This is a genomic window from Rugosimonospora acidiphila, from assembly GCF_039543385.1.
In the GTDB taxonomy this organism is placed as follows: Bacteria; Actinomycetota; Actinomycetes; order Mycobacteriales; family Micromonosporaceae; genus Rugosimonospora; species Rugosimonospora acidiphila.
The window spans coordinates 181704-206950 of the sequence record NZ_BAABJQ010000014.1 but is presented as its reverse complement, the minus strand read 5'-3'; the positions used below and the strand labels follow the sequence as shown (position 1 = coordinate 206950).

General features: G+C 69.8%; 21 protein-coding genes and 1 pseudogene. 12 read left to right on the top strand and 10 right to left on the bottom strand.

All coding sequences use genetic code 11. The annotated features are described in order from the left end of the window. Positions 1–327 precede the first annotated feature (327 nt). Complete coding sequence (locus ABEA87_RS23485; RefSeq protein ID WP_345632877.1) at positions 328–579, top strand: hypothetical protein; 252 nt, start codon at positions 328–330, stop codon at positions 577–579. 137 nt (positions 580–716) lie between these two features. Here ABEA87_RS23485 and dnaE read toward each other — a convergent pair whose 3' ends face one another. From dnaE to ABEA87_RS23470, 3 genes are all read right to left on the bottom strand, one after another. Next, positions 717–4229, bottom strand: a complete 3513-nt coding sequence (dnaE, locus tag ABEA87_RS23480; protein WP_345632875.1) for a DNA polymerase III subunit alpha — start codon at positions 4227–4229, stop codon at positions 717–719. Further along, positions 4222–4548, bottom strand: a complete 327-nt coding sequence (locus ABEA87_RS23475; RefSeq protein WP_345632874.1) for a hypothetical protein — start codon at positions 4546–4548, stop codon at positions 4222–4224. Before ABEA87_RS23475 ends, dnaE begins: the two co-directional genes overlap by 8 nt. A 92-nt stretch (positions 4549–4640) precedes the next feature. Continuing rightward, positions 4641–5930 (bottom strand): MFS transporter, encoded by a 1290-nt coding sequence (locus tag ABEA87_RS23470; RefSeq protein WP_345632927.1) that lies wholly within the window; start codon positions 5928–5930, stop codon positions 4641–4643. A gap of 60 nt (positions 5931–5990) precedes the next feature. Here ABEA87_RS23470 and ABEA87_RS23465 point away from each other — a divergent pair, with 60 nt between their 5' ends. From ABEA87_RS23465 to ABEA87_RS42680, 3 genes and pseudogenes are all read left to right on the top strand, one after another. Beyond that, the gene (locus ABEA87_RS23465) at positions 5991–6755 is read left to right on the top strand and encodes a helix-turn-helix transcriptional regulator (RefSeq protein WP_345632872.1); all 765 of its coding nucleotides are present in this window, start codon (positions 5991–5993) and stop codon (positions 6753–6755) included. 175 nt (positions 6756–6930) lie between these two features. Beyond that, positions 6931–7743, top strand: a pseudogene (locus ABEA87_RS42685) (alpha/beta fold hydrolase); the annotation flags it as partial. Between the two features lie 30 nt (positions 7744–7773). Next, on the top strand, positions 7774–8418 hold the full coding sequence (locus ABEA87_RS42680; RefSeq protein ID WP_425570938.1) for a hypothetical protein: 645 nt from the start codon (positions 7774–7776) through the stop codon (positions 8416–8418). Positions 8419–8511: 93 nt separating this feature from the next. On the opposite strand, the gene ABEA87_RS23455 is transcribed toward ABEA87_RS42680, so the two are convergent. The 3 genes from ABEA87_RS23455 to ABEA87_RS23445 form a co-directional block, all read right to left on the bottom strand. Next, entirely contained in the window at positions 8512–9846 is a 1335-nt protein-coding gene (locus ABEA87_RS23455; protein ID WP_345632869.1) for an MFS transporter, read from the bottom strand. Between the two features lie 238 nt (positions 9847–10084). Continuing rightward, positions 10085–10651 carry a GNAT family N-acetyltransferase gene (locus tag ABEA87_RS23450; protein ID WP_345632867.1) on the bottom strand — a complete coding sequence of 189 codons (567 nt, stop codon included), beginning with the start codon at positions 10649–10651 and terminating at the stop codon, positions 10085–10087. Positions 10652–10827: 176 nt separating this feature from the next. Beyond that, entirely contained in the window at positions 10828–12027 is a 1200-nt protein-coding gene (locus ABEA87_RS23445) for a hypothetical protein (RefSeq protein WP_345632865.1), read from the bottom strand. Positions 12028–12203: 176 nt separating this feature from the next. Between ABEA87_RS23445 and ABEA87_RS23440 the strand changes: the two genes are divergently transcribed. Together ABEA87_RS23440 and ABEA87_RS23435 are read left to right on the top strand one after the other, a co-directional pair. Beyond that, positions 12204–12527 (top strand): alpha/beta fold hydrolase, encoded by a 324-nt coding sequence (locus ABEA87_RS23440; protein ID WP_345632925.1) that lies wholly within the window; start codon positions 12204–12206, stop codon positions 12525–12527. After that, a complete protein-coding gene (locus ABEA87_RS23435) occupies positions 12524–12694 on the top strand; it encodes an alpha/beta fold hydrolase (RefSeq protein WP_345632864.1) in 171 nt (56 codons plus the stop codon). The genes ABEA87_RS23440 and ABEA87_RS23435 overlap by 4 nt, the downstream gene beginning before the upstream one ends. 95 nt (positions 12695–12789) lie before the next feature. On the opposite strand, the gene ABEA87_RS23430 is transcribed toward ABEA87_RS23435, so the two are convergent. After that, positions 12790–13815 (bottom strand): LacI family DNA-binding transcriptional regulator, encoded by a 1026-nt coding sequence (locus ABEA87_RS23430; protein ID WP_345632862.1) that lies wholly within the window; start codon positions 13813–13815, stop codon positions 12790–12792. Between the two features lie 314 nt (positions 13816–14129). Here ABEA87_RS23430 and ABEA87_RS23425 point away from each other — a divergent pair, with 314 nt between their 5' ends. From ABEA87_RS23425 to ABEA87_RS23400, 6 genes are all read left to right on the top strand, one after another. Then, entirely contained in the window at positions 14130–15428 is a 1299-nt protein-coding gene (locus tag ABEA87_RS23425; RefSeq protein ID WP_345632860.1) for an ABC transporter substrate-binding protein, read from the top strand. A gap of 79 nt (positions 15429–15507) precedes the next feature. Then, positions 15508–16446, top strand: coding sequence for a carbohydrate ABC transporter permease (locus ABEA87_RS23420; RefSeq protein WP_345632858.1), 939 nt, complete (start codon positions 15508–15510; stop codon positions 16444–16446). After that, a complete protein-coding gene (locus tag ABEA87_RS23415; protein ID WP_345632856.1) occupies positions 16446–17342 on the top strand; it encodes a carbohydrate ABC transporter permease in 897 nt (298 codons plus the stop codon). The genes ABEA87_RS23420 and ABEA87_RS23415 overlap by 1 nt, the downstream gene beginning before the upstream one ends. Positions 17343–17344: 2 nt before the next feature. After that, the gene (locus ABEA87_RS23410; protein WP_345632854.1) at positions 17345–18373 is read left to right on the top strand and encodes a glycoside hydrolase family protein; all 1029 of its coding nucleotides are present in this window, start codon (positions 17345–17347) and stop codon (positions 18371–18373) included. Positions 18374–18472: 99 nt separating this feature from the next. After that, on the top strand, positions 18473–21970 hold the full coding sequence (locus ABEA87_RS23405; RefSeq protein ID WP_345632852.1) for a galactose-binding domain-containing protein: 3498 nt from the start codon (positions 18473–18475) through the stop codon (positions 21968–21970). Positions 21971–22204: 234 nt separating this feature from the next. Beyond that, complete coding sequence (locus tag ABEA87_RS23400) at positions 22205–22444, top strand: PspC domain-containing protein (RefSeq protein WP_345632850.1); 240 nt, start codon at positions 22205–22207, stop codon at positions 22442–22444. Positions 22445–22474: 30 nt separating this feature from the next. On the opposite strand, the gene ABEA87_RS23395 is transcribed toward ABEA87_RS23400, so the two are convergent. Genes ABEA87_RS23395 through ABEA87_RS23385 form a run of 3 tightly spaced genes read right to left on the bottom strand, consistent with a single transcriptional unit; the run spans position 22475 to position 25247 of the window. Next, positions 22475–23080 (bottom strand): LutC/YkgG family protein, encoded by a 606-nt coding sequence (locus ABEA87_RS23395; RefSeq protein ID WP_345632848.1) that lies wholly within the window; start codon positions 23078–23080, stop codon positions 22475–22477. Continuing rightward, positions 23077–24555, bottom strand: a complete 1479-nt coding sequence (locus ABEA87_RS23390) for a lactate utilization protein B (protein ID WP_345632847.1) — start codon at positions 24553–24555, stop codon at positions 23077–23079. Before ABEA87_RS23390 ends, ABEA87_RS23395 begins: the two co-directional genes overlap by 4 nt. After that, positions 24552–25247, bottom strand: coding sequence for a (Fe-S)-binding protein (locus ABEA87_RS23385; RefSeq protein ID WP_345632845.1), 696 nt, complete (start codon positions 25245–25247; stop codon positions 24552–24554). The genes ABEA87_RS23390 and ABEA87_RS23385 overlap by 4 nt, the downstream gene beginning before the upstream one ends.

Below are 25247 nucleotides of genomic sequence, written 5' to 3'. Positions count from 1 at the left end.
CTGCGGCTTGGCCTGTCGGGGGGGACGGGGCCGGCGCTGCGGAGATCAGTCTGTCGACACGAGGGGGGCGAAATAACCGCCATCTAGCGGAGATGTGAATGCGCGCCGCCGGGTACCGGCGGATGCCGCAGCCGTCGCAGCAGACTGAGCCAGGTGGCGGATGTCCTGGCCGGGCGGCGCGCAAAGGATGACTGTGCAGCCGCGGGAACCGCGGAAACCGGTCGAGTCCCTGCCGCCGTACTGCCAGGAGGGCTGCGGCGGTAGGCGACGCCGGGGCGGGGCGGTCGATGCACCGTCACACGCCCCGCCAGTTACCGGGAGGATGACATGTCGTACCAGGGCCGGAACGTCAACGACGGGGAACCACCCCCGGCCATCATCGCCGCCGCGGAGCGCGACTACCGCAGCATGTGCGCCAGCGTCGCCGACGCGATGCTCGGCGCCCGTCGCGTGGCTGCCGAGCGCGGCTCGGAGGTCGAGGCGTTCGCCGAGGTCTATTTCGAGCTGAGCCGGATCAACCCTCGGGTGGCCGGGGCCATGGGCGCCGCCGCGATCGTCCAACTGGCGATGCGGCCGTAGCCGCCCGTACTCGGGCAGAGCCCCCGTCGTTGACGTCCCCCGTCGTCGACGCCGGCGGCCCGGCCGCCCAGGGCGCCGGCTCTCGATGAGCGCGGCGCCGGGCGACCGGGCGGCGACGGTAGTCGGCCGGGATGGCCTCAGGAGACGTTGCCCGCCCCGACGAGTGCCTTCAGGTCCGCGAGCAGCGCCGGGGTGACGTCCACCGAGTGGTCCTGCAGCCGCAGGAGGTGCCGGCCGACCTGCAGGCGCACCTCGGTCTTGCCGCGGTGGCGGGTGAGGATCTCGTTGAGCCGCTCGACCCGCTCCTCGTTGACCGACGTGTGCCGCATGCTGATCGTCAACGGGCGGGCGTCGGTGGCCGCGCTGCTCACGTCGAGGATCCTCATGTCGGACACGGCCACGGCCACGCCGCTGTCCCGCCGGTTGACCCGACCCTTGATCGCCACCACCAGGTCCTCGGCCAGCCGGTCGGACACCAACTCGTACGTGTTCGGGAAGAACAGCACCTCGATGGAGCCGGCGAGGTCCTCCAGGGTCGCCGACGCCCACATCTTGCCCATCTTCGTCACGCGCTTGGCCACGCCGACGAGCATGCCGGCGATGGTGATCTGCGCACCGTCGGGCATCTCGTCGTCGTCGATCTGCGCGATGGCGTGTTCGGAGTTGCTGCGCAGGATCCGTTCGGTACCGGCCAGCGGGTGCGATGAGACGTAGAGGCCGAGCATCTCCCGCTCGAAGGACAGCAGGGTCCTGCTGTCCCACTCGTGGGTCTTGATCTCGATGGTGAGCCCGACCGGGGTCTCCTCCTCCTCGACGATGGAGCCGAACAGGTCGAACTGGCCCTCGGCCTCCTTGCGCTTGACCCCGGTCATCATTTCCACGGCCTGCTCGTGAATCTCCAGCAGGCCCTGACGGGTGTGCTGGAGCGAGTCGAACGCGCCGGCCTTGATCAGGGATTCGATGGTGCGCTTGTTGCAGACCGCAAGCTCGCCCTTGCTCATGAAGTCGCTGAACGAGGCGTAGGCGCCCTTGCGCTTGCGGGTGGCGACGATGGACTCGACCACCGGCCCGCCGACGTTGCGCACCGCGTGCAGGCCGAACCGGATGGAGCCGTTGACCGGGGCGAACTGCGCGACGGACTCGTTGACGTCCGGCGGCAGTACGGTCAGGCCCATGCGCCGGCACTCGGCCAGGTACAGGGCCATCCGGTCCTTGTCGTCGCCGACCGAGGTGAGCAGCGCGGCCATGTACTCGGCGGGGTAGTTGGCCTTGAGGTACGCGGTCCAGTAAGCGATGAGGCCGTAGGCGGCGCTGTGCGCCTTGTTGAACGCGTAGTCGGCGAACGGGACCAGCACGTCCCAGATGGTCTGGGTGGCGTTGTCCGAGTACCCGTGCTCGCGCATGCCGGCCTGGAACGGCACGAACTCCTTGTCCAGGACCTCCTTCTTCTTCTTGCCCATCGCCCGGCGCAGGTTGTCCGCCTTGCCCAGCGAGTACCCGGCCAGCTCCACCGCCGCGCGCTGCACCTGCTCCTGGTAGATGATCAGCCCGTACGTCGGGCCGACGATCCCCTCCAGCGGCTTCTCCAGTTCGGGGTGGATCGGCACGATCTCCTGCTGCCCGTTCTTGCGCAGCGCGTAGTTGGTGTGGCTGTTCGCGCCCATGGGGCCGGGGCGGTACAGGGCGATCAGCGCGGAGACGTCCTCGAAGTTGTCCGGGCGCATCAGCTTCATCAGCGCCCGCATCGGCCCACCGTCGAGCTGGAACACGCCGAGCGTGTCGCCGCGCGAGAGCAGGTCGTAGGTGGGCTGGTCGTCCAGCGGCAGCTTGAGCAGGTCGATGGTCTCGCCCGTGGTCGCGGCCACGTTCTTGACCGCGTCGGCCATGATGCTCAGGTTGCGCAGCCCGAGGAAGTCCATCTTGATCAGGCCGAGCGTCTCGCACGTGGGGTAGTCGAACTGGGTGATGATCGCCCCGTCGTCCTCGCGACGCATGACCGGCACGTGGTCGAGCAGCGACTCCGCGGACATGATGACCCCGGCGGCGTGCACGCCGGTCTGCCGTACCAGGCCCTCCAGTCCCCGGGCGACCTCGATGATCTTCGCGACCTCGGGCTCGCTGTCGTGCAGGGCGCGAAGCTCGGTGGCCTCCCCGAAGCGGGGGTGGTTGCTGTCGAAGGCGCCGATCAGGGGCATGTCCTTGCCCATCACGGCCGGCGGGTACGCCTTGGTGATCCGGTCGCCGACCGCGTACGGGTAGCCGAGCACCCGGGCGGAGTCCTTGATGGCGGCCTTGGCCTTGATGGTGCCGAAGGTGGCGATCTGCGCCACCCGGTCGTCGCCGTACTTCTCGGTGACGTACCGGATGGTCTCGGTGCGCCCGCGTTCGTCGAAGTCCGTGTCGATGTCGGGCATGGACGCGCGCTCGGGATTGAGGAAGCGCTCGAAGATCAGCCCGTGGACGATCGGGTCGAGGTCGGTGATGCCCAGCGCGTACGCGACGATGCTGCCCGCCGCCGAGCCGCGGCCCGGGCCCACCTGGTGGCCGTTGTCCTTGGCCCAGTTGATGAAGTCGGCCACCACCAGGAAGTACCCGGGGAAGCCCATCTGGCTGATCACGCCGATCTCGTACTCGCACTGCCGGCGGCGGTCGTCCTGGATGCCGTCCGGGTACCGGCGGGCCATGCCGGCCCAGACCTCCTTCTCGAACCAGCTCTGCTCCGTCTCGCCGTCCGGTGCGGGGAAGCGGGGCATCAGGTTGTGGTACGTGAACATGTCGGTGGTGTCGACCCGCTCCGCGATCAGCAGGGTGTTCCTGCACCCCTCCAGCCACAGTTCCGAGGAGTCCACCTGGCGCATCTCGTCGGCCGACTTCAGGTAGTAGCCGCTGCCGTCGAACCGGAACCGGTTGGTGTCGGAGATGTTGGCGTTGGTCTGCACGCACAGCAGCGCGTCGTGCGCAGTGGCCTGGTCCGGGACCGTGTAGTGCGAGTCGTTGGTGACCACCGGCCGGATGCCCAGCTTGCGCCCGATGTCGATCAGGCCGTCCCGGACCCGCCGCTCGATCTCCAGGCCGTGGTCCATGATCTCCAGGAAGTAGTTGTCCCGGCCGAAGATCTCCTGGGTACGCGCGGCGGCGGCCAGCGCCTCGTCGTACTGGCCCAGCCGCAGCCGGGTCTGCACCTCGCCGGACGGGCACCCGGTGGTGGCCAGGATGCCGCCGGAATACTCCGCGAGCAGCTCCGCGTCCATGCGCGGCTTGCCGTACGTGCCCTCGATCGAGGCGCGGGAGGCCAGCCGGAACAGGTTGTGCAGGCCCTGGCTGTTGGACGCCCACATGGTCATGTGCGTGTACCGGCCGGCACCCGACACGTCGTCGGACTTCTGGTCGGGCTTGCCCCACCGTACCGGCCGGCGGTCGAAGCGCGTGTCCGGCGCCACGTACGCCTCGATGCCCAGGATCGGGGTGATGTCGGCGCCCTTGGCCGCCTTGAAGAACTCGTAGACCCCGTGCATGTTGCCGTGGTCGGTGATGGCCACCGCCGGCATGCCGAGACGCTTCGCCTCGGTCATCATGTCCTTGATCCGGGCGGCTCCGTCCAGGATCGAGAACTCGGTGTGAACGTGGAGATGTACAAACTGGTCAGACACCGATATTCCCTCCCCGAGTGCCGGCGGCGGCGACCGGCTTCCGCAAAATGGTGGCGCGATGCTCGACGAGCGCGTTGTTGACGGCCGAGGCCGACACCCCGAGCCCGTCCGCTATCTCCGCGTGCGTCATGCTCTGCGCGGCCTCCGCGATCGCGGCCTTCCGCACCGCGGCCATCACCGACTTCGCCTCGTCGATCAGGCGGGGCGCGCTGCGCGCCACCGCGAGCGGATCGAGGTCGAGCATGTGCACCATGGAGTCCGCGAGCGCGGTCACTCTATTGCGTAACGAAGCCGTTAACGCACCCTGATCATCAGCCACACCACACCCTAAGACACCCTAGGGTGTCAGCAAACGACCCCCCGGCGTGGCGCGTGCCGGGCTCCGGGTTGTGTTCGATCAGGGGGTCTTCCTCACCGTTCGTACGGTTTCCCGGCGGCCGGTCGCCCGGTCGGGCCGGCGACCGCGGCGGAATCCGGCCCGACGCCGGTCGGGGCGGGCTCCGGCTGGGCGACCAGCGCCCGGCGGCCGGTGGCCGGGCCGCCCGCGCCGGGCTCGGCGAGGGTGCGCAGGAACAGCCAGCCGAGGGCCGGCATCGCGATCAGCGGGGCGAGGGCGGTGCGCAGCGAGGTGGCGTCGGCGAGGACACCGATCAGCGGGCTGGCCACCCCGCCGGCGCTGACGGCCAGGCCCAGGGTGACGCCGCTTGCGGTGCCGACCCGCCGGGGCAGGTAGTCCTGGCCGAGAGTGATGTGCAGGGAGAAGGGCACGTACAGGCCGGCCGAGGCGAGCGCGACGAACAGGTACAGCGGCGGCCCGGGTGCGAGCACGACGCCGGCCACGGCCAGGACGGTGACGGCGTAGGACCACCGGACCACGGGCAGCCGGCCGAAGCGGGTGGCGAGCCGGCCGCCGGCCACGGTGCCGACCGCGCCGCCGAGATACAGCACGAACAGCGCGACGGTGCCGGCCAGGCCACCGCCACCGGTGCGCTGGCGCGCGTACAGGGAGATGAACGCGCTGAGCCCGACGAAGGCGATCGACCGGCACACGATGGCGCCGGTCAGCCTCCCGAAGGAGGCCCAGTCGTCCCGGTCCTCGTGCCGGCCCTCATCGGGGCCCTCGGCCCGAGCCGAGCGCGCGCCCGCCGTCGATGCGCGCAGCGCGGCCACGCACAGCGCCGCGCCGGCCAGGGCGGGGATGCCCAGCAGCGGGGAGGCGGGCAGACCGCCGGCGGCGATGACGGCGGAGACCAGCAGCGGGGCGGCGGCGAATCCGAGGTTGCCCCCGAGCGAGAACCAGCTCATCGCGGTGTGGCTGCCGTGGCTGGCCGCGCGGGCCGCCCGGGCGGCGGCCGGGTGGTACGCGGCGACGCCGATCCCGGAGACGCCGACGGCCGCCAGGGTCAGGGGGTAGGAGCCGCCCACGCCGGCCAGGGCGACGCCCGCACCGCCCGCCAGGGTGCCGACCGGCAGCAGCCAGGGCATGGCCCACCTGTCGGTCAACGCCCCGAACAGCGGCTGCACGACCGAGGACAGCAGGGACGCGGCCAGCACGATGCCGGCGACGGTGGCGTAGGTGTAGTCCCGCTCGGACACGAAGAACGGCAGCAGCGCGGCCACCGCGCCCTGATAGACGTCCACGCAGGCGTGTCCCACGGACAGTGCGGTGATGGGGCCGCGGGTGCGCGGGATCGAGTTCATCGACACCCGGCCATCCTGGCCGGGGCCGACCGTGGCGCGCTTCCGATAAGGTGCCAACCAATGTCGAAAATCCGCCACTCACCCCAGGCGCGGACGCGCACCCTGACGCTCACCCCCGGCCAGACCATCGACCCGCACCGCCACGACGAGCACCAAATCGTCTACGCGGGCTCCGGGGTGGTGGCCGTGACCACCGGCGCCGGCACCTGGTTCGCCCCGGGTACCCGCGCCATCTGGGTTCCCGCCGGATGCGCGCACGCCCACCGCGCCCAGGGCCACCTGGACCTGCACCTGCTCGGCCTGCCCGCGGACGTCAACCCGCTCCAGTTGGCGGCACCCACGGTGCTGGCCGTCGATCCGCTGCTGCGCGAACTGATCATCGCCTATACCCGGGGCCCCGGCGACCCTCGGGGTTCCGGCAAGGACCCTCCCGAGCGGCAGCGCCTGCGCGCGGTGCTGCTCGACCGGCTGCGTGCCTCGCCGCAGGAGGCCGTTCACCTGCCCACCCCGGCCGATCCCCGGCTGCGGGCGGTGTGCGCGCTGCTGCACCGGGATCCCGCCGATCCGCGCACCCTCGCGTCGTTGGGCGCCGCCACCGGTGCCAGCGAGCGGACGCTCAGCCGCCTGTTCCGCGCCGAACTGGGCATGACCTTCCCGCAGTGGCGTACCCAGCTGCGCCTCTACCATGCCCTGCGCATGCTCGCCGACGGTGCGCCGGTGACCGCCGTCGCCCATCGCTGCGGCTGGTCCTCCACGAGCGCGTTCATCGACGTATTCCGTCGCGCCTTCGGCTACACGCCCGGCGCCCACCACCGGGGTGCCTGAAGAAGGGGGGAGGCGCCCGGACAGTTCCACGGCGCCCAGCCGCCGACCGGGGGCACCCTCCGGGATCCGCCCCGCTAGGCTGCCCGCCCCGGCCACCCGTTTTGCCGGACCGGAACCGGTAGGCCACGTAATCTGGCCTTATGCCGGGGCTGACTCGGGTAAAAGGGGATCCCTCATGACAATTCACTACCGGTACGCGGTGGTCCAGGGGCGCCGGCTCTTCTACCGGGAGGCCGGAGAGCCGACCGCGCCCGCCCTCGTGCTGCTGCACGGGTACCCGGGCAGTTCCTTCGAGTTCCGGGATCTCATCCCGCGGCTGTGCGACGAGTACCGGGTCATCGCCCCCGACTACCTCGGCTTCGGCCTGTCCGACGCGCCGCCGGTCCAGGAGTTCGAGTACACCTTCGACGCGCTGGCCGGCCTGGTCTCCGGGCTGCTCAACGACATCGGGGTGCGCGAGTACTCCATGTACGTGCACGACTACGGCGCCCCGATCGGCTGGCGTCTGGCGTTGAACAAGCCCGAGTCGATCAAGGCGATCATCACCCAGAGCGGCAACGGCTACGAGTCCGGCTTCACCAGCCAGTTCTGGCAGCCCATCTGGGACTACGCCAACGACCCGAACCCGCAGACGGAGGCCGCCGTCCGTCCGGGGCTGAGCTGCCAGGCCATCCAGTGGCAGTACCTGCACGGAGTGCCCGACCCGAGCGTGGTGAGCCCGGACTCCTGGAACCACGACGCCGAGCTGGTCGCCCGTCCGGGCAACGACCAGATCCAGCTCGCCCTGATGCGCGACTACACCAGCAACTTCGAGATCTACGACCGGCTGCACGACTACTTCCGGGAGAGCCGGGTCCCGCTGATGGCCATCTGGGGCCGCAACGACCAGATCTTCGGGCCGGTCGGCGCGCTCTCGTTCCAGGTCGACCTCGCCGATGCCGAGGTGCACCTGCTGGACGGTGGCCACAAACTTCTCGAGAGCCATCTCGAGGCGGTCTCGGAGCGGGTCCGGGGATTCATGACGCACAAGCGCGCCGCGGCCTCGGTCGCGCTGATCGCGGGCGTCGCGGCCGGACCGCTGGCCGGTACGGCGGCGGCCTCGGCGGGCGCGCCGTCACCACCGGCGGACGCGGGGGTCAGCGCCACTCAGAACACGCCCGCGTCCCAGCCGCAGCAGGGGAGCCAGGCGCCGAGCCAGGCCCAGCTGATGCCCCAGGGCGCGCCCGACCCGTCGACCCAGTCCAACATCAACCTGGACTCGTCGCAGATCGCCAACGCGCACAGCATCGTCAACGCGGCCAATGCCATGCACCTGCCGCCGCGGGCCGCCGTCATCGCGGTCGCCACCTCGATGCAGGAGACCAAGCTGACCAACTACGGCAACCTTGGCGGCGCCAACGACCACGACTCGCTCGGCCTGTTCCAGCAGCGGCCGTCCTCGGGCTGGGGCGCGCCGGACCAGTTGACCGACCCGAACTACGCGGCCACGGCCTTCCTCAAGGCGCTGACCCAGGTGCCCGGCTGGCAGAACATGCCGCTGACCGACGCCGCGCAGGCGGTGCAGAATTCGGCCTTCGGCGACCGGTACGCGCAGTGGGAGCAGCAGGCCTCGGACCTCGTACTGTCCTCCTACCACGCCGGCCCCTACGCCAACGCCGGGTAACGGCCCGTCCGGCGTGCGCCGCCGACTGACCCACCACCGTGGCCCGCACCCACCGTGGCCCGCGCCTGCGGTGGGTGCGGGCGTACGACGGGGTCAGTGTGCCGGGGTGGGCTCCGGGTGGGTATCCGGTGCTTCCTGGGTCGTCGCGCCGGCGCGGGCCGGCATGAGCAGCAGCGCGGCGGCCGAGACCACGCAGCAGCCGACGATGTACCAGGCGATGCCGTCGCTCGACCCGGTGTTCTCCAGGATCCGGGCGGCGATCAGCGGCGCCGGGCCGCCGGCGATGACCGAGGCCAACTGGTACCCGAGCCCGGCACCGGAGTACCGGACGTTCGGGCCGAACCGCTCGGCGATCAGGGCGGCCTGCGGACCGTATTGCATGTCGTGGAATACCAGCGACACCACGATGGCCACCAGGCACAGCGCCGCCTGCTTGGAATCGAGCAGGCCGAAGTAGGGGAACGCGAACGCGGCCGTGCCGAGGATGCCCACCCCGTACACCGCCCGCCGGTCGAACCGGTCGGACAGGAAACCGAACAGCGGCACCGTAACCAGACCGATGGTCGCCGCGATGAGCACATCGTTGAGCAGGTCGTCGCGCACCAGCCCGAGATGGGTGGTGCCGTAGGTGAGCACGAACGAGGTGAACAGGTAGAACGGCGCCTGCTCGGACATCCGGACGAAGGCCGAGGCCAGGATCGCCCGCCACTGCCGGCGTACCACCTCGATCAGCGGCTGGGCCAGCACCACCGCCCGGTCGCGCAGCGCGGCGAACTCGGGGCTCTCCAGCACCCGCAGCCGCACGTACAGCCCGATGCCGATGAGCACCGCGCTGAGCAGGAACGGAATTCGCCAGCCCCAGCTGTCGAAGCTGTCCCCGGCCCAGCTGGTCATCAGCCGCACCATGCCGGTGGACAGCACCAGGCCCAGCGGCACCCCGAGCTGCGGCCAACTGGCCATCAGGCCGCGCCGGCGGCGCGCGCCCCACTCCATGGACAGCAGCACCGAGCCGCCCCACTCGCCGCCGACCCCGATGCCCTGCCCGACGCGCAGCAGGGTGAGCAGGATCGGTCCGCCGTACCCGATGGTGTGGTAGGTCGGCAGTACGCCGATGAGGAAGGTGCTGATGCCCATCAGCAGCAGGGTGGTGATGAGCATGGACTTGCGGCCGATCCGGTCGCCGAAGTGGCCGAAGATGGCGGCGCCCACGGGCCGGGCGGCGAAGCCGACGAACTGGGTACCGAAGGAGAGCAGGATGCCGGTGAAGGCCGCCTGCTTGGGAAAGAACAGCGCCGGGAAGATCAGCGACGCGGCAGTATTGTACAGGAAAAAGTCATACCATTCGATGGTTGTACCGACCGTGCTGGCGATGACTGCCCGGCGGCGCGCGGGACTGCTCGCGGGGTCGGGCGTGACGGGATTGGCCATGTTCGCCTCCAACCAAGATCTCCATCGAAATCTCTAACTTGATTGATGGCTTGGTCAACCCGGCCCGCGCCCAACGTTCGCCTCGCTGCGCCGAACGGTCGGCTGAATCCGACTCCGCGGGTGGCGAAAAGCAGGACGGCGAGTCAGCCGCGCACGCTCAACTCCTTCTGGGTTGCCCGGCCTCCGCGCGCGCGTCCACCCCGCGGCTACCCGCGGCGCGGCCGGGCCGCGACTCCCGTCACCGGGCGCGGGCGTCCGCCCACCGCACGTGCAGGTGGCCGTCGAGCGGGAACGGGGGCCGGGCCGGAAGGACCCGGTCGAACGCGTACCCGGCCTTCTCCGCGACGCGGCACGACGCGAGGTTGTCCACCTGATGGAGCAGATCGAGCCGGTTCAGCCCCTCGCCGGCGAAGCTGTCGAAGACCCAACCGGTGAGGGCTTCGACGGCGCGGGCCGCCACGCCGCGACCCCGGGCCCGCGCGGCCGTCCAGTAGCCGACCTGAGCGAATTCCCGGTCGGGAACGGCACGGTTGAGAACCACGTGCGCGACGGGCCGGTCGCCGCCGGTACCGGTCGGGTCCTCGCAGACCGCGAAGCCGAGGCGCTGCCCGTCCCGCCAGCCGCGCGACTCGGCCTCCAGCCACCGCGCCGCGTCCGCCTGGTCGCGCACCGGGCGTCGTAGCCAGTGCCGGATCGCGGCATCGTCGTGGGCTTCGATCAGGGCATCGAGGTCGGACTCGCGCCACGGGCGGAGCAGGAGCGCGGGGCCGGACGGCGTCGCGTCCACCCACAGGGTGACGGTCATGCCGGTACGGGCACGGCAGCGGCCGGCGGCCGGGTGGTGGGCATGCCACGAACCTACGCCCATCGGGCGGCAAGAGGCTGGCCGGTAAGAGGCTGAGTGGCGGGAGGCCGGGCGGCGGGAGGCCGGGCGGCGAGAGCCGCGCCGGGCGGGCCGTCGCCCGCCCGGCGCGCGAATGCTCACGGTCCGTAGGTTGCCTGTTGCACGGCGAACACGTCGCGGTGCCCCTGGGTCTCCTGCAGCGACCAGAGCAGGTCGGCGTTGGTGGTGTCCTCCCAATAGCTGAGGCTCTCACCGCCGCTGACCCAGGCGTAGGTGTGCGACCCGGTGGCCGGCGTCCAGTAGTAGAGCTGCTTGTTGCCGGACGAGTTGAACCACCATCGCCCGTTGTGGGAGGCGACCCCGTTGAGCTTGTACCAGGGCAGTTGCAGCGCCTGCGTGGCGGTGGTGGTCGCCGCGAACGTGTTGGCGCCCGAGGCGAACGGGAACCGGATGGCCCGTGGCGCCCGGTTCGGGTACGCGGTGCATCCGGACTGGCAGGTGTACTCGACCATGACGATCGAGCCGCTGACCCGGTCGAGCGAGATGGACGACCAGACCAGCGGGGTACCCGAGGTGGTGGCGGCGGTGATGGTGCCAATCTGGGGCAGCACGTAGGCGTAGTTGTGCGCGTAGTACGTGGTGCCGTCGGACTGGCGGCCGATCTGGTCGGCGGTGCCGCCGGTGTTCGTCTTGAGGATGTCCTTGAGGTTGAACACGCGCATGCCGTGGCCGGTGTCCGCGACGTAGAGGTAGTCGCCGTACCAGGAGACGCCGCCCGCGTGCACGGTGATGTCCTTGAAGCTCGGCGCGGCCGCGGTGCCGGTGGGCTCCACGAGCAGGATCTTCCGGTAGTCGTTGGGGTAGGTGGCGTCCCAGTCGACCAGGGTGATCCGGCTGCGCGACTGCGCGCCGCCGCACCCGGCGGTGGTGTACCAGCTGACCAGGATGAGCTGGTGGCCGTCGTAGTTGCCGCTGTTGGCGGTGCCGATCGCGTCCCGGCTGCTGGTGATGCCCTGCGGGTAATTGGTGCAGTCGTTGTTGTCGCCGGAGTCGAAGCCGAACCCGTCGACGTAGCCGGCGACCCCCGGGTTGCTGATGGCCGTGCGGTCGTGGTTGGCGTTCGCCATCACGGTGTCCACGCTGGCGGTGCCGAGCTTCGTGGTGAGCGCGGAGTTCAGCGCGTCGTACTGGTGGTAGTTGGAGGTGAGGGTGAACTGACTGGTAGGCAGTGAGGTGGGTGCGCTCGCGGCGTACGCGTTGGTGGTCGCGGCGGACGTCGTGGCGACCAGCGCGAGTACGCCGGTCGCGAGGGCCAGGGCCCGTTTGCGTGCTGACATGTCGGGATCCCCCGTCGTCGTAGGGATAGACAGGTCACGATACGCATGGGGTGCCCGAGATGTTGAAAACTGCGGATGTATGAGGGGTTTTATTTGGAGATCATTTTTGCGACCCCGGGCCGGCGCGGCCGTGCCGATGCGTCGACTTCGGCGCGCATCCGTACAGCCCGGTCGAGCTGGCGCTGGACGCGCTCGCGGTGCTCGACGGCCACGGGGTGAGCGCCGCCCACCTCGTCGGGGCCTCGCTGGGCGGCGTGCTGGGCCAGTGGCTCGCCGTACACCACCCGGAGCGGGTGCTGACCCTGACCGCGTTGACCACCACCCCGATGGACAACGACCCCGGCCGACGTGCTGCAATTCGACGAGCCCGGCGCCTGGTCGAGGTCTCGTACGACCGGGCGAGCGACTACGCCGCGGCCCGCCAGCACGACCTCGCCGGCGCGCGGTTCGGCGACGACCGGTACGCGGCGCTGTCCGCGATCTCCGCGCCGCCCTGGTGATCCACGGTACCGAGGACCCGATCTTCCCGGTACCGCACGGGGAGGCGCTGGCGGCGCGGATACCGAGCGCCCGGCTGCACGTGGTGCCCGGCATGGGCCACGGCCTGTTCGCACCGGGGCTGGCGGACCGGATCGCCGACCTGATCATCGCGCACACCGCCGCCTGACGCGCTCGCCGGCGAGGCGGACACGGTCTCGCCGGGGGGACGTGGCCCGGGGGTGCCTGGCGCGGGCCGGTACCCGGCGCGAGCCGGTGGCTCGCTCAGGCCGTCGAGGTGGACTCGCGGGGCACCACGTGGCACGCGACGCGGCGGACCCCGGGCTGCATCCCGTCGCCCCCGATGGCCTCCACGAGGGTGCGCGCCGCGGCCTGACCGACCTCGTGCAGGCTCAGATCCACACTGGACAGTGGCGGGCGGCTCGCCTCGACCATCACGTCCCAGTTGTCGAAGCCGATGACCCCGACCGCCTGGGGCACCGCCACCCCGTTCTCCCGTAGCGACTCGACCACGCCGCGGGCGATCTGGTCATTGCCGCACACCACACCGTCGAAGTCGACCCCCGACTTGAGCAGTTGCAGCCCAGCCTGCCGCCCCCAGCCCTCGCTCCACTGGCCGATCAGCGGCTCGTGCGCGAGCCGGAGCCCCGAGGAGGTCAGCACCTCGCGGGTGTTGGCCAGCCGGATGGTGGTGGCGTCGTCCCGGCGGCCGGACACGAACGCGATTTTGGTGCGGCCGGTGGCCAGGAGGTGCTCGGCGGCCGAGCGCGCGCCGGCGCCGTCGTCGGGTACGACCGACGCGTCGCGGGAGTCCTTGGACCAGGCCATCGCGTACACGACCGGGATGGGCAGGTCGACGCGGATGGTGTCGCGTCCGAAGATGCCGCTGCCGGTGACCAGGATGCCGTCGACGCGCCGGCGCAGGAACGAGTCCACAAAGTACTGTTCCCGGATCCGGTCGCCGCGCCCGTCGCACAGCAGTAGGGCGATCTCGTGCTCGGCCAGCGTCTCGGTCGCGCCGAGCAGGACCGGGGAGGTCAGCCGCCCGAGCCGGTCGCTGGTAATCACGCCCACCGTGTTCGTCTTGCCGGCGAGCAGGCTGACCGCGACCTCGTTGCTCTGGTAGTTGAGGTCCCGCGCCGCCTCGAGCACGCGCTGGCGCGTCTCGTACCGGACCGCGCCTCTGCCCGACAGGGCCTTGGAGACGGTGCTGATGGACACGCCGGCTCGCTCGGCGACCTCCGCCGCGGTCACGCGGCGCGGTGGGCTGGTGTCGCTGGTCTTGGGCACGGTGCGAACCTACCGGTCAGAGGAAAAAATTGCCACAACTTTTCTGTACTGGCATTCGTTTGCCGTATCTGACCGGACATTTCTGTCGCCCGAGCTACCAGTGAACTCCCTGGATGAACGGCTTTTAGGCGATATTCGGACGCATTGGGGCGACCACCCTCTGTCGGGTGTCCGACTGCTCGCGCAACGTGTTCGCAACGCGGTGTTGACAGATTTAGCAAACGGTTGCCATAGTCGATCACACCTTTGAGCGCCCACCTTTACGGCCGACGGCGCGGCTGCTCAACCCGACGCCACCAATGGATGGAGTGGGCATGAAACGTGCTCGGAACAGGGCCGTCACGGCGGGCCTGATGGCGCTGACCGCCAGTCTGGCCCTTGCCGCGTGCGGCAACGGCGGCAGTGACGCCGCCGCCAACCCCAGCAACATTGTCGCCAAGGACGACGGCGCCAAGTTGACGCTGTGGGTGCGGGCCGGCAACGAGGCGGTCACCGACGCGGTGGTCGACGCGTACAACAAGTCGCACAAGAACCAGATCGCGATCACGCATGTGCCGGCCGACCAGTACGTGGCGAAGTTCGCCGCGGCGGCCCAGTCCGGCTCGCTGCCCGACATCCTCACCTCGGACATCGTGTTCCAGGCGCAGATCGTCAAGACCGGATCGGTGCTGGACCTGACCAGCCTGCTCAAGCAGTCCGGCGCCTTCGGCCACCTGGCGCCCGCGCACGAGCAGGCGTCCACCGCGGGCGGCGAGGTGTACGGCGTCCCCTACAACACCGACACCTCGCTCTACCTCTACAACAAGGACCTGTTCACCAAGGCCGGCCTCGACCCGAACAAGCCGCCGACGACCTGGGACGGCATCGTCCAGGCCGCCGACGCGATCACCAAGCTGGGCGGCGGGAACAAGGGCTTCTACCTCAGCGGCGACGCCCCGGGCAGCCTCGCCTACGACGTCACCCCGCTGATCTGGGCGCAGGGCCAGCAGGTGGTCAAGCCGGACGGGTCGTTCGACCTGAACAACACGGCCACCCAGAAGGCGCTGGGGTTCCTGCAGGAACTCGACAAGCACGGCGACATCCCCGAGTCCTCGAAGACCGACACCGGTGACGGCTTCTTCTCCGTCTTCGCCTCCGGGAAGATCGGCATCGCGCTCGCGGGCGGTAACGGCGTGAACACCGCCACCGTCGGCACCAAGCCGAAGTTCAACTTCGGGCTGGCGCCGATCCCCGGCCCGACCGACGGGCAGTGGGCCACCTTCTCCGGCGGCGACACGGCCGGGATCTCCAAGACCACCAAGCACGCGGACGAGGCCTGGGACTTCATCAACTGGCTGTCGTCGCTGTCGACGAGCAACGACGTGTACCTGAACCTGCCGGCCATGCCGCCGCGCACGGACGCGACCGTGCCCGCCTCGCTCGGCGACCAGTTCACCGTGCCGGCGAACCTCATCAAGAAGGGCGAGACGTACGTCTCGCCGCACTACAACGACGTCATCGCCTCGGCGCAGGGCCCCTGGCTGCAGATGATCCAGTCCGTCGTGTTCGACGGTGCCGATCCGGCCGCGGCCACCAAGACGGCTCAGTCCGCGGCGGACTCCATTACTCAGTGACGGCTCACGGCGTCCCGGCACGCGCAACAGCTCGTGCCGGGACGCCGCGGGCGGGACGGATTGCCGAAATGGAAGATCGATGACCGCTGCCGCGCCACCGATGAAACCCGCGACCCAGCCCTCGGCCGCACGGGCCACCCGCCGATCTCGGCAGCGCATGCGGGAAAACGCCGGCGGATGGGCGTTGGCCGCACCCAGCGCGGTGCTGCTGGCGCTGTTCTTCCTGCTGCCGCTGGGCCTGACCATCTGGATGTCGTTCTTCAACTGGCCGGCGTTCGGGCCGAGCACCGCCGTCGGGGTGAAGAACTACAGCCAGATCCTGAGCGACCCCAAGTTCGGTCACGCGGTCGCGTTCACCGTCAAGTACACCGTGATCACCACCGTACTGGGCCTGGTGGTGTCGCTCGTCCTGGCCCTGCTGGTGCGGCCGAAGTTCCGGCTGCGTACCGGCATCCGGGCGCTGCTGTTCGCACCCGTCACGATCGGGATGGCGCCGGCCGGCCTGCTCTGGCTGTCCATGAGCAACTCCCGCACCGGGGTGCTGCCGACCCTCGCCCACGATCTCGGCCTGGCCAAGGCGGGCGTCGACTGGTTCGCCCGGCCGTCGACCACGCTGGCCATCGTCATAGTGATGACCATCTGGAAGACCGCGGGCCTGGCCATGCTGGTGCTCATCATCGGGATGGACTCCATCCCCGGTGAGGTCTACGAGGCGGCCCGGCTCGACGGTGCCAGCGCGTGGTCCACGCTGACCCGCATCACAATGCCGCTGATCCGCCGGCCGCTGTCGCTGGTCATGCTGCTCACGGTCAGCACCACGTTCCTCGGGTTCGACCAGTTCTTCACCATGACCAAGGGCGGCCCGGACAACTCCACCGTGACCGTCGTCTATTACCTGTACAACGCGGCCTTCGTGAGCCTCAACCGCGGGTACGCCGCCGCCGTTGCGGTGATCGTGGTCGTGATCATGGCGGCGATCTCGATCCCGCAGGTCTGGCTGCAGCGAGGGAAGTCCTGATGAGTACCACCGCCGTTCTCGACCAGAACACTCCCACCCCCACGGTTGCGCGTGGTGCCAAGCGCCAGCGCGGCCGGCGCCACCTGCCGCGCATCGCCGTCGCCGGGATCCTGGCGCTCGTGTTCGCCTTCCCGATCGTGTGGACCATTATCGGCGGGTTCAAGCCGACTCAGGACGCCAACGCCTCGCCGCCGGTCTGGTGGCCGTCGCACTGGAGCGTGCGCAGCTTCGGCAAGCTCGACAGCTCCGGCACGTCGTTGTTCGACTACGTGTGGCACTCGGCGGAGGTCACCCTCCTGACCGTGGTCCTGACGACCGTGGTCGCCGTGATGGCCGGCTACGCGTTCGCGTTCTTCCGGTTCCGCGGCAAGGGTTTGCTGTTCGGGGTCAGCATCGGGATGCTGCTGGTGCCGTACCCCGCCCTGCTCATCTCGCTGTTCACGGTGATGGTGTGGCTCGGGCTGACCAACTCCCTGATCGGGCTGGCCCTGATCTACACCACGTTCCAGCTGCCGTTCGCCGTCTACATGATGCGCAACTCGTTCGAGAGCATCCCGGACGACATCCCGGAGGCCGCTCAGATCGACGGCTGCACCAAGATCAGTGCTCTGCCGCGCATCCTGCTGCCGCTGGTCACGCCCGGCATCGTCACCGTCGCGCTGTTCGCCTTCCTCGCGGCGTGGAACGAGTTCCTCGCCGCGCTGGTGCTGCTGAACGACAACACCAAGTTCACCCTGCCGATCGCGTTGGTGAACGCCCAGAACGGACCCCTGAACACCATCGACTGGGGCGCGCTGCAGGCCGGAATCACGGTCACCATGCTGCCCTGCGTCGTGCTGTTCATGCTGTTGCAACGCTACTACGTCTCAGGCCTCGTGGCCGGAACAGGAAAATGAGCATGCCCGCTCGGTTCGCTGAGTACCCCGCCAGCCGCGTCGCCACTCCGTCGCGCGACGACCGACTGCTCATCGAACCCTCGTTCGTGGAAGGCCGCTTCGACAGCCACGCCGTGGACTGCCCGTTCGTCTTCTCGCAGGATGGCAGGCAGGGCATGACCTACGTCGGCTGGGACGCACTGGGCTACCAGACGGCGTTGACCTGGAACGACGGCGAGGGTAACTGGTCACCCGGGGAGGTGGTCTTCCCTCGCGATCCGAACAGCGAGCTGCGCCGGTACAACTCGGCGCTGACCTCGATCGCGCGGGACAACGACCTGTGGTCGCCCGGCGAACTCCGGCGCTTCGACGGGTGGTACTACGGCACATTCCACGCCTACCCGAACGCCGGGTACGAGGCCGGCGCCGGCTCCATCGGGTTCGTGCGCAGCCGCGACCTGCGGCACTGGGAGCAGACGGGTGACCTGCTCCGCCCCGAGGGCGGCGCGGTCTGGGAGCGGGGCGGGCTGTACAAGTCGTGGCTGCTGGAGCACGACGGACTGTTCTACACCTTCTACAACGCCAAGAACCGCGACCAGTGGCCCTGGACCGAGCAGACCGGCCTGGCCGTCTCGTCCGACCTGACCAACTGGCGCCGGCACGCCGACAATCCCGTGCTGGCCGCGGGCGGCCCGGGCGACTTCGACGAGCGATTCGCCTCGGACCCGTGCGTGCTGCGCGACGGCGAGTTCTGGGTGATGTTCTACTTCGGGCTGGCCGCCGACGGCCACGCGCGCGAGGGGTACGCGACGTCGAGGGACCTCGTCCACTGGGAGAAGTCCGGGGAGATCCTGCTCGACGTCGGCCCGGCGGGATCGATCGACTCGCTGCACACGCACAAGCCGGCGGTGATCAGCTGGGGTGGGCGGCTCGAACACTACTACTGCGCGGTCGCCCGGCAGGAACCCATGGAGGTGTCCGGCTACTCGCTGACCGAGATGCGCGGCATCACCCGGGCGGTCGGTGCGCGACCCGCGCCGGTCCAGGCGTGAACCGTCCCCACGACTTGTCAGGCCTTGTGACGCCCGAAGGAGGACCACGCACCTTTTCGCGGAACGCGCTTTATTTCGGCTAGAGGAGACAACCCCGCAATGAGACGCAGACGCACAACCGGTGCCCGGCTCGCCCGGGTGCTGCTGTCGGCGGTGGTCGCCGGAGGATTCGCCGTCGTCGCGGCGGCCACCGGGCCCCAGGCGGCGCACGCGGCCGCCCCGACCATCACCAACGACACCAACCACAAGACCGTGACCATGCGCAGCAACGGCATGACCATGGTCTACCAGTACGACCACCAGGCCGTCGTCAGCTCGTTCACGATGGGCACCACCCAGCTGCTGGGCGCCGGCATGTACAGCACCCTCACCCTGGACGCCGACGGTACGTCGCTGTCGAGCAAGACGCTGACGGCCAACCCCACGGTGACCGTCGACGGCGACACCGTGAGCACCACCTTCACGATGAAGAACGCCACCGTGTCGCTGGCCGAGACGTGGACGTTCACCCTCACCGACGACAACATCGGGCTGTCCGTCGCGCGTACCTACGACTGGCTGAACACCGCCAACCTCAAGGTGCGGCACAACGGCGAGCTGTCCATCGGCTGGGCCCGCGTCTGGGACAACATCCGGCGGCCGGCCGACGGCGGCAACCTGCCCATCGGCAACGCCTACACCGGTGACAACAACTTCTTCCTGGCCAAGATAAACGACCGCTACGGCGTCGAAGAGTCCGACTTCACCATGCTGCGGGGCGCGACCTCGCAGGCGCTGGACGTGGACGCGACCGGAAACCACAGCCTGGCCACCGAGTTCGCCTACACCGGCGACGGCAACACCTACCAGGAGACGCAGGTCAGTACCGCGCCCACCTGGAGCTACACGGCCGGAACGCCGGCCAGCGGCCTGGTCTACGGCGGTCACTCCTCCAACGGCACCACCGCCTACATCTACGCGCCGCAGGCCACCGCCCAGGGTCAGCAGGACACCGTCTCCTACACGTTCACCCCGGACGACTACGCGAAGTTCTACTCCCTCGGCGGCACCATCAACGGTGTCGACAACACCGCGGCCCTGTCCTCGATGCTCAACGACTTCGGTCGCTCCGGCGTCGTCGACAAGGGGTACGGCATGTCAACGGTTGGCCTGCGCTTCCCCGGCGTCGGGCCGTACGACATGGTGTACGCCGACCGAACGGTCGAGGGGTACTACGACCCGGCGATGACGGCCTCGCAGAAGAACGCGTTGCAGTTCTTCCGTGACACGGCACAGTCGTCCAGCGGCCACATGAACGGGCGCACGTACCACCTCGACCACCCGTGGGGCGACGGCAGCCTGTACGACGCCGACCCGTCGTACGCGATGGCGGTGGCCGACATGTACAACTACTCACCGGACAGCTCCTGGCTCACGTCGATGCGCACCTCGGTCGAGAAGTCACTCGGGTACATGATCAACAACCAGTACAACACGACCGATGGCCTGTTCCACAACGACCTCACCGACGACGCGTCCACCAAGGGCATCCGGGAGTGGAACGACGGGGCGTACATCAAGTACGAGAGCGGCTACATCAACGAGCTCATGTACGAAGCCCTGGTCGAGTGGTCCCAGTTGGAGAAGACGGTGTTCAACGACGGCGACCTCGCGTCGTCGTACGCGTCCATCGCCGCCGGCATCAAGACCCAGTTCAACAAGGACGACACCGACGGCGGCCTGTGGGACACGGGCACCGGGATGTTCGCGTACTGGCGCAACGCCGACGGGACCGTCCAGGGCGCGGTCCAGGACATGGAAATCAACCTGCAGGCGATCTACTACGGCATGGTCGACCTCGACCGGGCCAAGCAGATTCTCGATGAGGTCGACGCCGACATGCAGCTGTACCACCTCGACCTGATCCCGCAGAACTTCATTCCGCTGCAGCGCGACACGGAGACCTCGCACGGCAACGGGTTCGAGACCGGCCTCGAGAACGGCGCCATCTACCCGTTCATGACCGAGGAGTACATGCGCGCCGCGGCCGTGGTCGGTGAGCGCGACCGGTCGCTGACGTACCTGAACAGCACCCTCAACCGGTACACCCAGGACGGCTTCAACGGTTGGAGCTACCTGAACTGGTTCGATCAGGTGCGTGCGGGCGCACAGGAGGCGTGGTTCCCCTCCAACGCCAATGGCGCGTCCGGCCTGTTCGACGACGTGCTGGGCATCCAGCCGACGGCGGACGGCGTGACCATCGCGCCGAACATCCCGGACAGCATGAACGGCACGACGGTCACCCGGACCATCCACGCCGCCGACTCGCTGACCGTCGACTACACCAACGAGCTGACCGAGCAGGTCAACTACAGCTCGGCGAGCCAGCCGGTGACGCTGCAGTGGTCCGGGCAGAAGCCGGACAGCACCTACACGGTCACCGACAACGGGGCGAAGCACACCGTCACCGCGGACAACCTCGGCACCGTCCGGTACACGTACACCGGCAGCGGCACGCACGACGTGGCCCTCGCGTCTGGCAGCGCCGCCGGCTACGTCCTGCCGACCCTGCCCGGTGCCACGGACCTGGCGCTGCACAAGCCCGTCACCGCCAGCAGCAGCCTGGAGGACGGGAACTTCGACACCCCGACCGTGACCGACGGCAACGACTTCACCGTCGCCAGCTCGTTCGGCTGGTCGAGCAACAACGACCTGTCCGAGAACCACACCGAGTCGGTGACCGTGGACCTCGGCGCGCAGCAGAGCATTTCGCGCGTCAAGCTGTGGCCGAAGGACTTCGACCGGACGCTGGTCGGTAACTACTTCCCGATCGACTTCACCATCCAGACCTCGGCCGACGGGAACACCTGGAACACGGTGGTGAGCAAGACCAACTACCCGAAGCCCACCGACGGATCCGCGCAGACCTTTGACTTCGACGCGACCACGGCACGCTACGTGCGGGTCGAGGGCACGAACCTGCGCAACGACGAGAGCAACCAGTACCGCATGCAGCTCTCGGAGATCGAGGTGTTCGGTTCGGCCCCGGCCGCGCCGGCGGCGCCCAGCATCGGGGTGTCGAACACCAGCGTCAACGTCACCTGGGCCGCGCCCGCCACCAACGGGGCAGCCCCGACCGGGTACACGGTGACCCTCACCCCGCAGGGCGGCACGCCCATCGTGGCGAAGGTCGCGGGCACAGCCACCTCGACCAGCTTCGCGAACGTGGCACCCGGGGCGTACACGGCGACCGTGGTGGCCACCAACGCGCTCGGTAACTCGGCGTCCTCGGCGGCCTCGCCGGTGGCCACCGTGACGGCCGGCAAGCCGGTGCCGCTGACGGTCAGCGCCAAGGCCTCGTGTGTCAACGGCGAGGCGACCATCGCGGTCTACGCCCTCAACGGCTCGACCGGACCGGCGGACATCAGCCTCGGCGCGGCCGGGGCGACCCAGAAGTCCTCCGCCGTAGCGTCCGGGAAGGCGGCCTACCACCTGTTCGACACGGGGGCCTCGTCGGCCGCGGGCGGGAACGCCACGGTCGCCGGGTACTCCTCACGGGGTGGGGTGGGTTACTACTCCACCTACACCGCGGCCTACTCCGCGATCAGTTGTAAGTAGCAATCCCCAAGCGCCGGACCCGATCCCCCTCCGGGTCCGGCGCGCCCCAGCTTTCCTGCCCCTGATGGCCCCGGGGGTGGGTCGCGGCACACGACACCGCGACCCACCCCCGATTGCCGTATCCGGCGGCATCCGGGATGAGTCAGGGCCCTCCCCGATGCCGCGGGGGCGGTGGCGGTGCGACCGTGGAGTGGTCGGCGCACGAGGCGTCGACCACCCGAAAGGACACGCACGATGAACTCCGTACACGACTCGCTGCGCCGCCAGGGTCTGTCACGTCCGCGGGACGGCCGGGTGCTCGGCGGGGTATGCGCGGGGCTGGGGCGCCGGTTCGGCATCGACCCGTGGCCCGCCCGCCTGCTGTTCCTGCTGATCCTGCTGATCATTCCGGGCAGCCAGTTTCTGATCTACCCGGTGCTGTGGATCCTCATGCCCAGCGAGGACGCACCGGCCGCCAGCTACCCGACCCCGTGACGGATACACCGCGCCGCCACGGGCACCGCCCTACTCGGCGATCAGCACGTGCAGGGTGCGCGGCCCGTGGACGCCTTCGACGCGGTTGAGTTCGATGTCGCTGGTGGCGGAGGGGCCACTGATCCAGGTCTGTGGGCGGCGGGGATCGAGCCGCTCCAGGGCCTCGGCGGCGGTACCGACGATCTGGTCGGTGCGCACCACGCAGAGGTGGTAGTCGGGCAGCAGGGTCAGAGCGCGGCGGCCCTGCTCCGGGCCGGCGTCCAGGATGATGGTGCCGGACAGCGCGATGGCGGCGGCGGCGCCGGTGAGTACCCCGTCGACCTGGTCGAGTTGCTCGTTGGTCAGGGGCGGGTCGTCGGGCAGCGTGGAGAGACCCGCGATCCAGTCGGCCGGGATCCCGGCGGGGACGGCCAGCCGACGTCCGGCCGCGGCCCGGGCGATGGCGGCGGGCAACTCGGCGGCGGGAGTGCGGGTGATGGTGGCCCGGTAGTCGGCGGCCAACTCGGCGAACATGGCGACGAGGTCGGTGCCGTCGGGCAGCGCGCGGCGGTAGTCGCGGGGGACCGGAGGCGGCGTCGGGTGGTCGCCGAGCGCGGCCCGGATCCGGGCGAGGATCTCCTGCTTGGCGTCGGTCATCGGTGATTCCTCTTCCACCAGGCGCGGAAGGATTCCCGCGCGGGCGGGGTCAGGTCGCGGCCGGCGAACCAGCCGCCGAACCAGCCCGGGGCTCGAGTACGCAGCCAGCGGGGGCCGCCGCGCAGTCGGGTGGTGCGCCCGAGCAACCCGCCGCCGAGCCGCTGCGCGGCGGCCAGCCGGCCGGGTGCGGCGAAGGTGGCCGCAGCGGTGCCCATGATGGCCCGTTCGCCGAGGTGGCCGTGCTGGTGCTCGACGGCCTTGGCGCGCAGGTGCACCAGGACCTCCGGGATGTCGATGCGTACCGGGCAGGCGTCGAAGCACGCGCCGCAGAGGCTGGACGCGAAAGGCAGGGAAGCGGTCTGTTCGTCGACCGGGTGGCGGTTGATGCCGCGCAGTTGCGGGGTGAGGATGGCGCCGATCGGGCCAGGGTAGGCCGATCCGTACGCCTTGCCGCCGGTGCGTTCGTAGACGGGGCACACGTTGAGGCAGGCGGAGCAGCGGATGCAGCGCAACGCCTGCCGGCCGACGGTGTCGACCAGGGTGTCGGTGCGGCCGTTGTCCAGCAGCACGAGGTGGAATTCCTGCGGCCCGTCGCCCGGGGTGACGCCGGTGAACGTCGAGGTGTACGGGTTCATCCGCTCGGCCGTGGAGGAGCGGGGCAGCAGCTGCAGGAAGACTTCCAGGTCGTTCCAGGTCGGCACGAGCTTTTCGATGCCGACCACGGAGATGAGCACCTCGGGCAGGGTCAGGCACATCCGGCCATTGCCCTCGGATTCGACGATGACGATGCTGCCGGTGTCGGCGACGGCGAAGTTGCCGCCGGACACGGCGACCTTGGCGCGGAGGAACTTCTCGCGCAGGTGCAGTCGGGCGGCCTCGGCGAGGTCGGGCGGGTTGTCGGTCAGCCCGGCCGGGGCGGGCCGGCCGACCTTGCCCATCTCGGCGGTGAAGATGTCGCGGATCTCGCTGCGGTTGCGGTGGATCGCGGGGACGAGGATGTGGCTGGGCAGGTCGTGGCCGAGCTGGACGATCAGTTCGGCCAGGTCGGTCTCCCAGACGTCGATGCCCTCGGCCGCCAGCGCGTTGTTGAGCTCGATCTCCTGGGTGGCCATCGACTTGATCTTGACGATCTCGCGGGTCTGGTGCTGGCGGGCGATGCCGGCCACGATGGCGTTGGCCTCGGCGGCGTCCCGCGCCCAGTGCACGATCCCGCCGGCGGCGGTGACCCGCTCCTCCAGCTGCACCAGCAGCTCGGGCAGCCGGGCCAGCACGTCGTCCTTGATGGCCGCCCCGGCCATCCGTAGATCCTCCCAGTCGGGCAGCTCGGCGGTGACGCGCAGGCGCTTGTCGCGGATGGTGGTGGTGGCCCGGCCCAGGTTCGCCCGCAGCTGGGTGTCGGCCAGGGCGAGGTGCGCGGCCTGCGGGAACGGTGGCATGCCCAGGAAGGTGGGGTGCGGGCCGGCGGGCGCGGTCATCGGGTGGTCGCCAGGATCTCGGCCAGGTGCATGGTGCGCACCGGCGCGTCGCGGCGCGAGAGCAGGCCGCCGATGTGCATCAGGCACGAGGTGTCGGCCGAGGCCAGGACCGACGCCCCGGTGGACAGCACGTCGTCGCTCTTGTCGTTGCCCATGGCGATCGAGGTCTCCGCGTTCTTCACGCTGAACGTGCCGCCGAACCCGCAGCACTGCTCGGCGTGGGCCAGCTCCACCAGCTCCAGGCCCTCCACCCCGGCCAGCAGGCGCTGCGGCCGGTCGCCGATGCGCAGCATCCGCTGGGAGTGGCAGGTGGGGTGGAACGCCACCCGGTGCGGGAAGTACGCCCCGACGTCGGTCACGTTCAGTACGTCGAGCAGGAACTCGGACAGCTCGTACACGGGCGGTGGGGTGTGGCCGGGCACCACCACCGGGTGGGAGTGGCGCACCATCGCCGCGCAGGACGCCGACGGGGTGACCACCGCGTCGTACCCGGCGAACACCGACGCGAAGTTGCGCACCAGCGGCACGCACTCCTTGCGGTACCCGGAGTTGAAGTGCATCTGCCCGCAGCAGGTCTGCCCGGCCGGGAACTCCACGGTGATCCCGAGCCGCTCCAACACCGTGACCGTGGCCTTGCCCACCCCGGGATACATGGTGTCGTTGAAACAGGTGATGAACAGGGCCACGCGCAT

Bases quoted from the DNA above. Each gene is read 5' to 3' on its own strand.
- ABEA87_RS23485 (WP_345632877.1), top strand. From the start codon at position 328: ATGTCGTACCAGGGCCGGAACGTCAACGACGGGGAACCACCCCCGGCC.
- ABEA87_RS23470 (WP_345632927.1), bottom strand. From the start codon at position 5,930: ATGAACTCGATCCCGCGCACCCGCGGCCCCATCACCGCACTGTCCGTG.
- ABEA87_RS23465 (WP_345632872.1), top strand. From the start codon at position 5,991: ATGTCGAAAATCCGCCACTCACCCCAGGCGCGGACGCGCACCCTGACG.
- ABEA87_RS42680 (WP_425570938.1), top strand. From the start codon at position 7,774: ATGACGCACAAGCGCGCCGCGGCCTCGGTCGCGCTGATCGCGGGCGTC.
- ABEA87_RS23455 (WP_345632869.1), bottom strand. From the start codon at position 9,846: ATGGCCAATCCCGTCACGCCCGACCCCGCGAGCAGTCCCGCGCGCCGC.
- ABEA87_RS23450 (WP_345632867.1), bottom strand. From the start codon at position 10,651: ATGACCGTCACCCTGTGGGTGGACGCGACGCCGTCCGGCCCCGCGCTC.
- ABEA87_RS23445 (WP_345632865.1), bottom strand. From the start codon at position 12,027: ATGTCAGCACGCAAACGGGCCCTGGCCCTCGCGACCGGCGTACTCGCG.
- ABEA87_RS23425 (WP_345632860.1), top strand. From the start codon at position 14,130: ATGAAACGTGCTCGGAACAGGGCCGTCACGGCGGGCCTGATGGCGCTG.
- ABEA87_RS23420 (WP_345632858.1), top strand. From the start codon at position 15,508: ATGACCGCTGCCGCGCCACCGATGAAACCCGCGACCCAGCCCTCGGCC.
- ABEA87_RS23415 (WP_345632856.1), top strand. From the start codon at position 16,446: ATGAGTACCACCGCCGTTCTCGACCAGAACACTCCCACCCCCACGGTT.
- ABEA87_RS23410 (WP_345632854.1), top strand. From the start codon at position 17,345: ATGCCCGCTCGGTTCGCTGAGTACCCCGCCAGCCGCGTCGCCACTCCG.
- ABEA87_RS23405 (WP_345632852.1), top strand. From the start codon at position 18,473: ATGAGACGCAGACGCACAACCGGTGCCCGGCTCGCCCGGGTGCTGCTG.
- ABEA87_RS23400 (WP_345632850.1), top strand. From the start codon at position 22,205: ATGAACTCCGTACACGACTCGCTGCGCCGCCAGGGTCTGTCACGTCCG.
- ABEA87_RS23395 (WP_345632848.1), bottom strand. From the start codon at position 23,080: ATGACCGACGCCAAGCAGGAGATCCTCGCCCGGATCCGGGCCGCGCTC.
- ABEA87_RS23390 (WP_345632847.1), bottom strand. From the start codon at position 24,555: ATGACCGCGCCCGCCGGCCCGCACCCCACCTTCCTGGGCATGCCACCG.
- ABEA87_RS23385 (WP_345632845.1), bottom strand. From the start codon at position 25,247: ATGCGCGTGGCCCTGTTCATCACCTGTTTCAACGACACCATGTATCCC.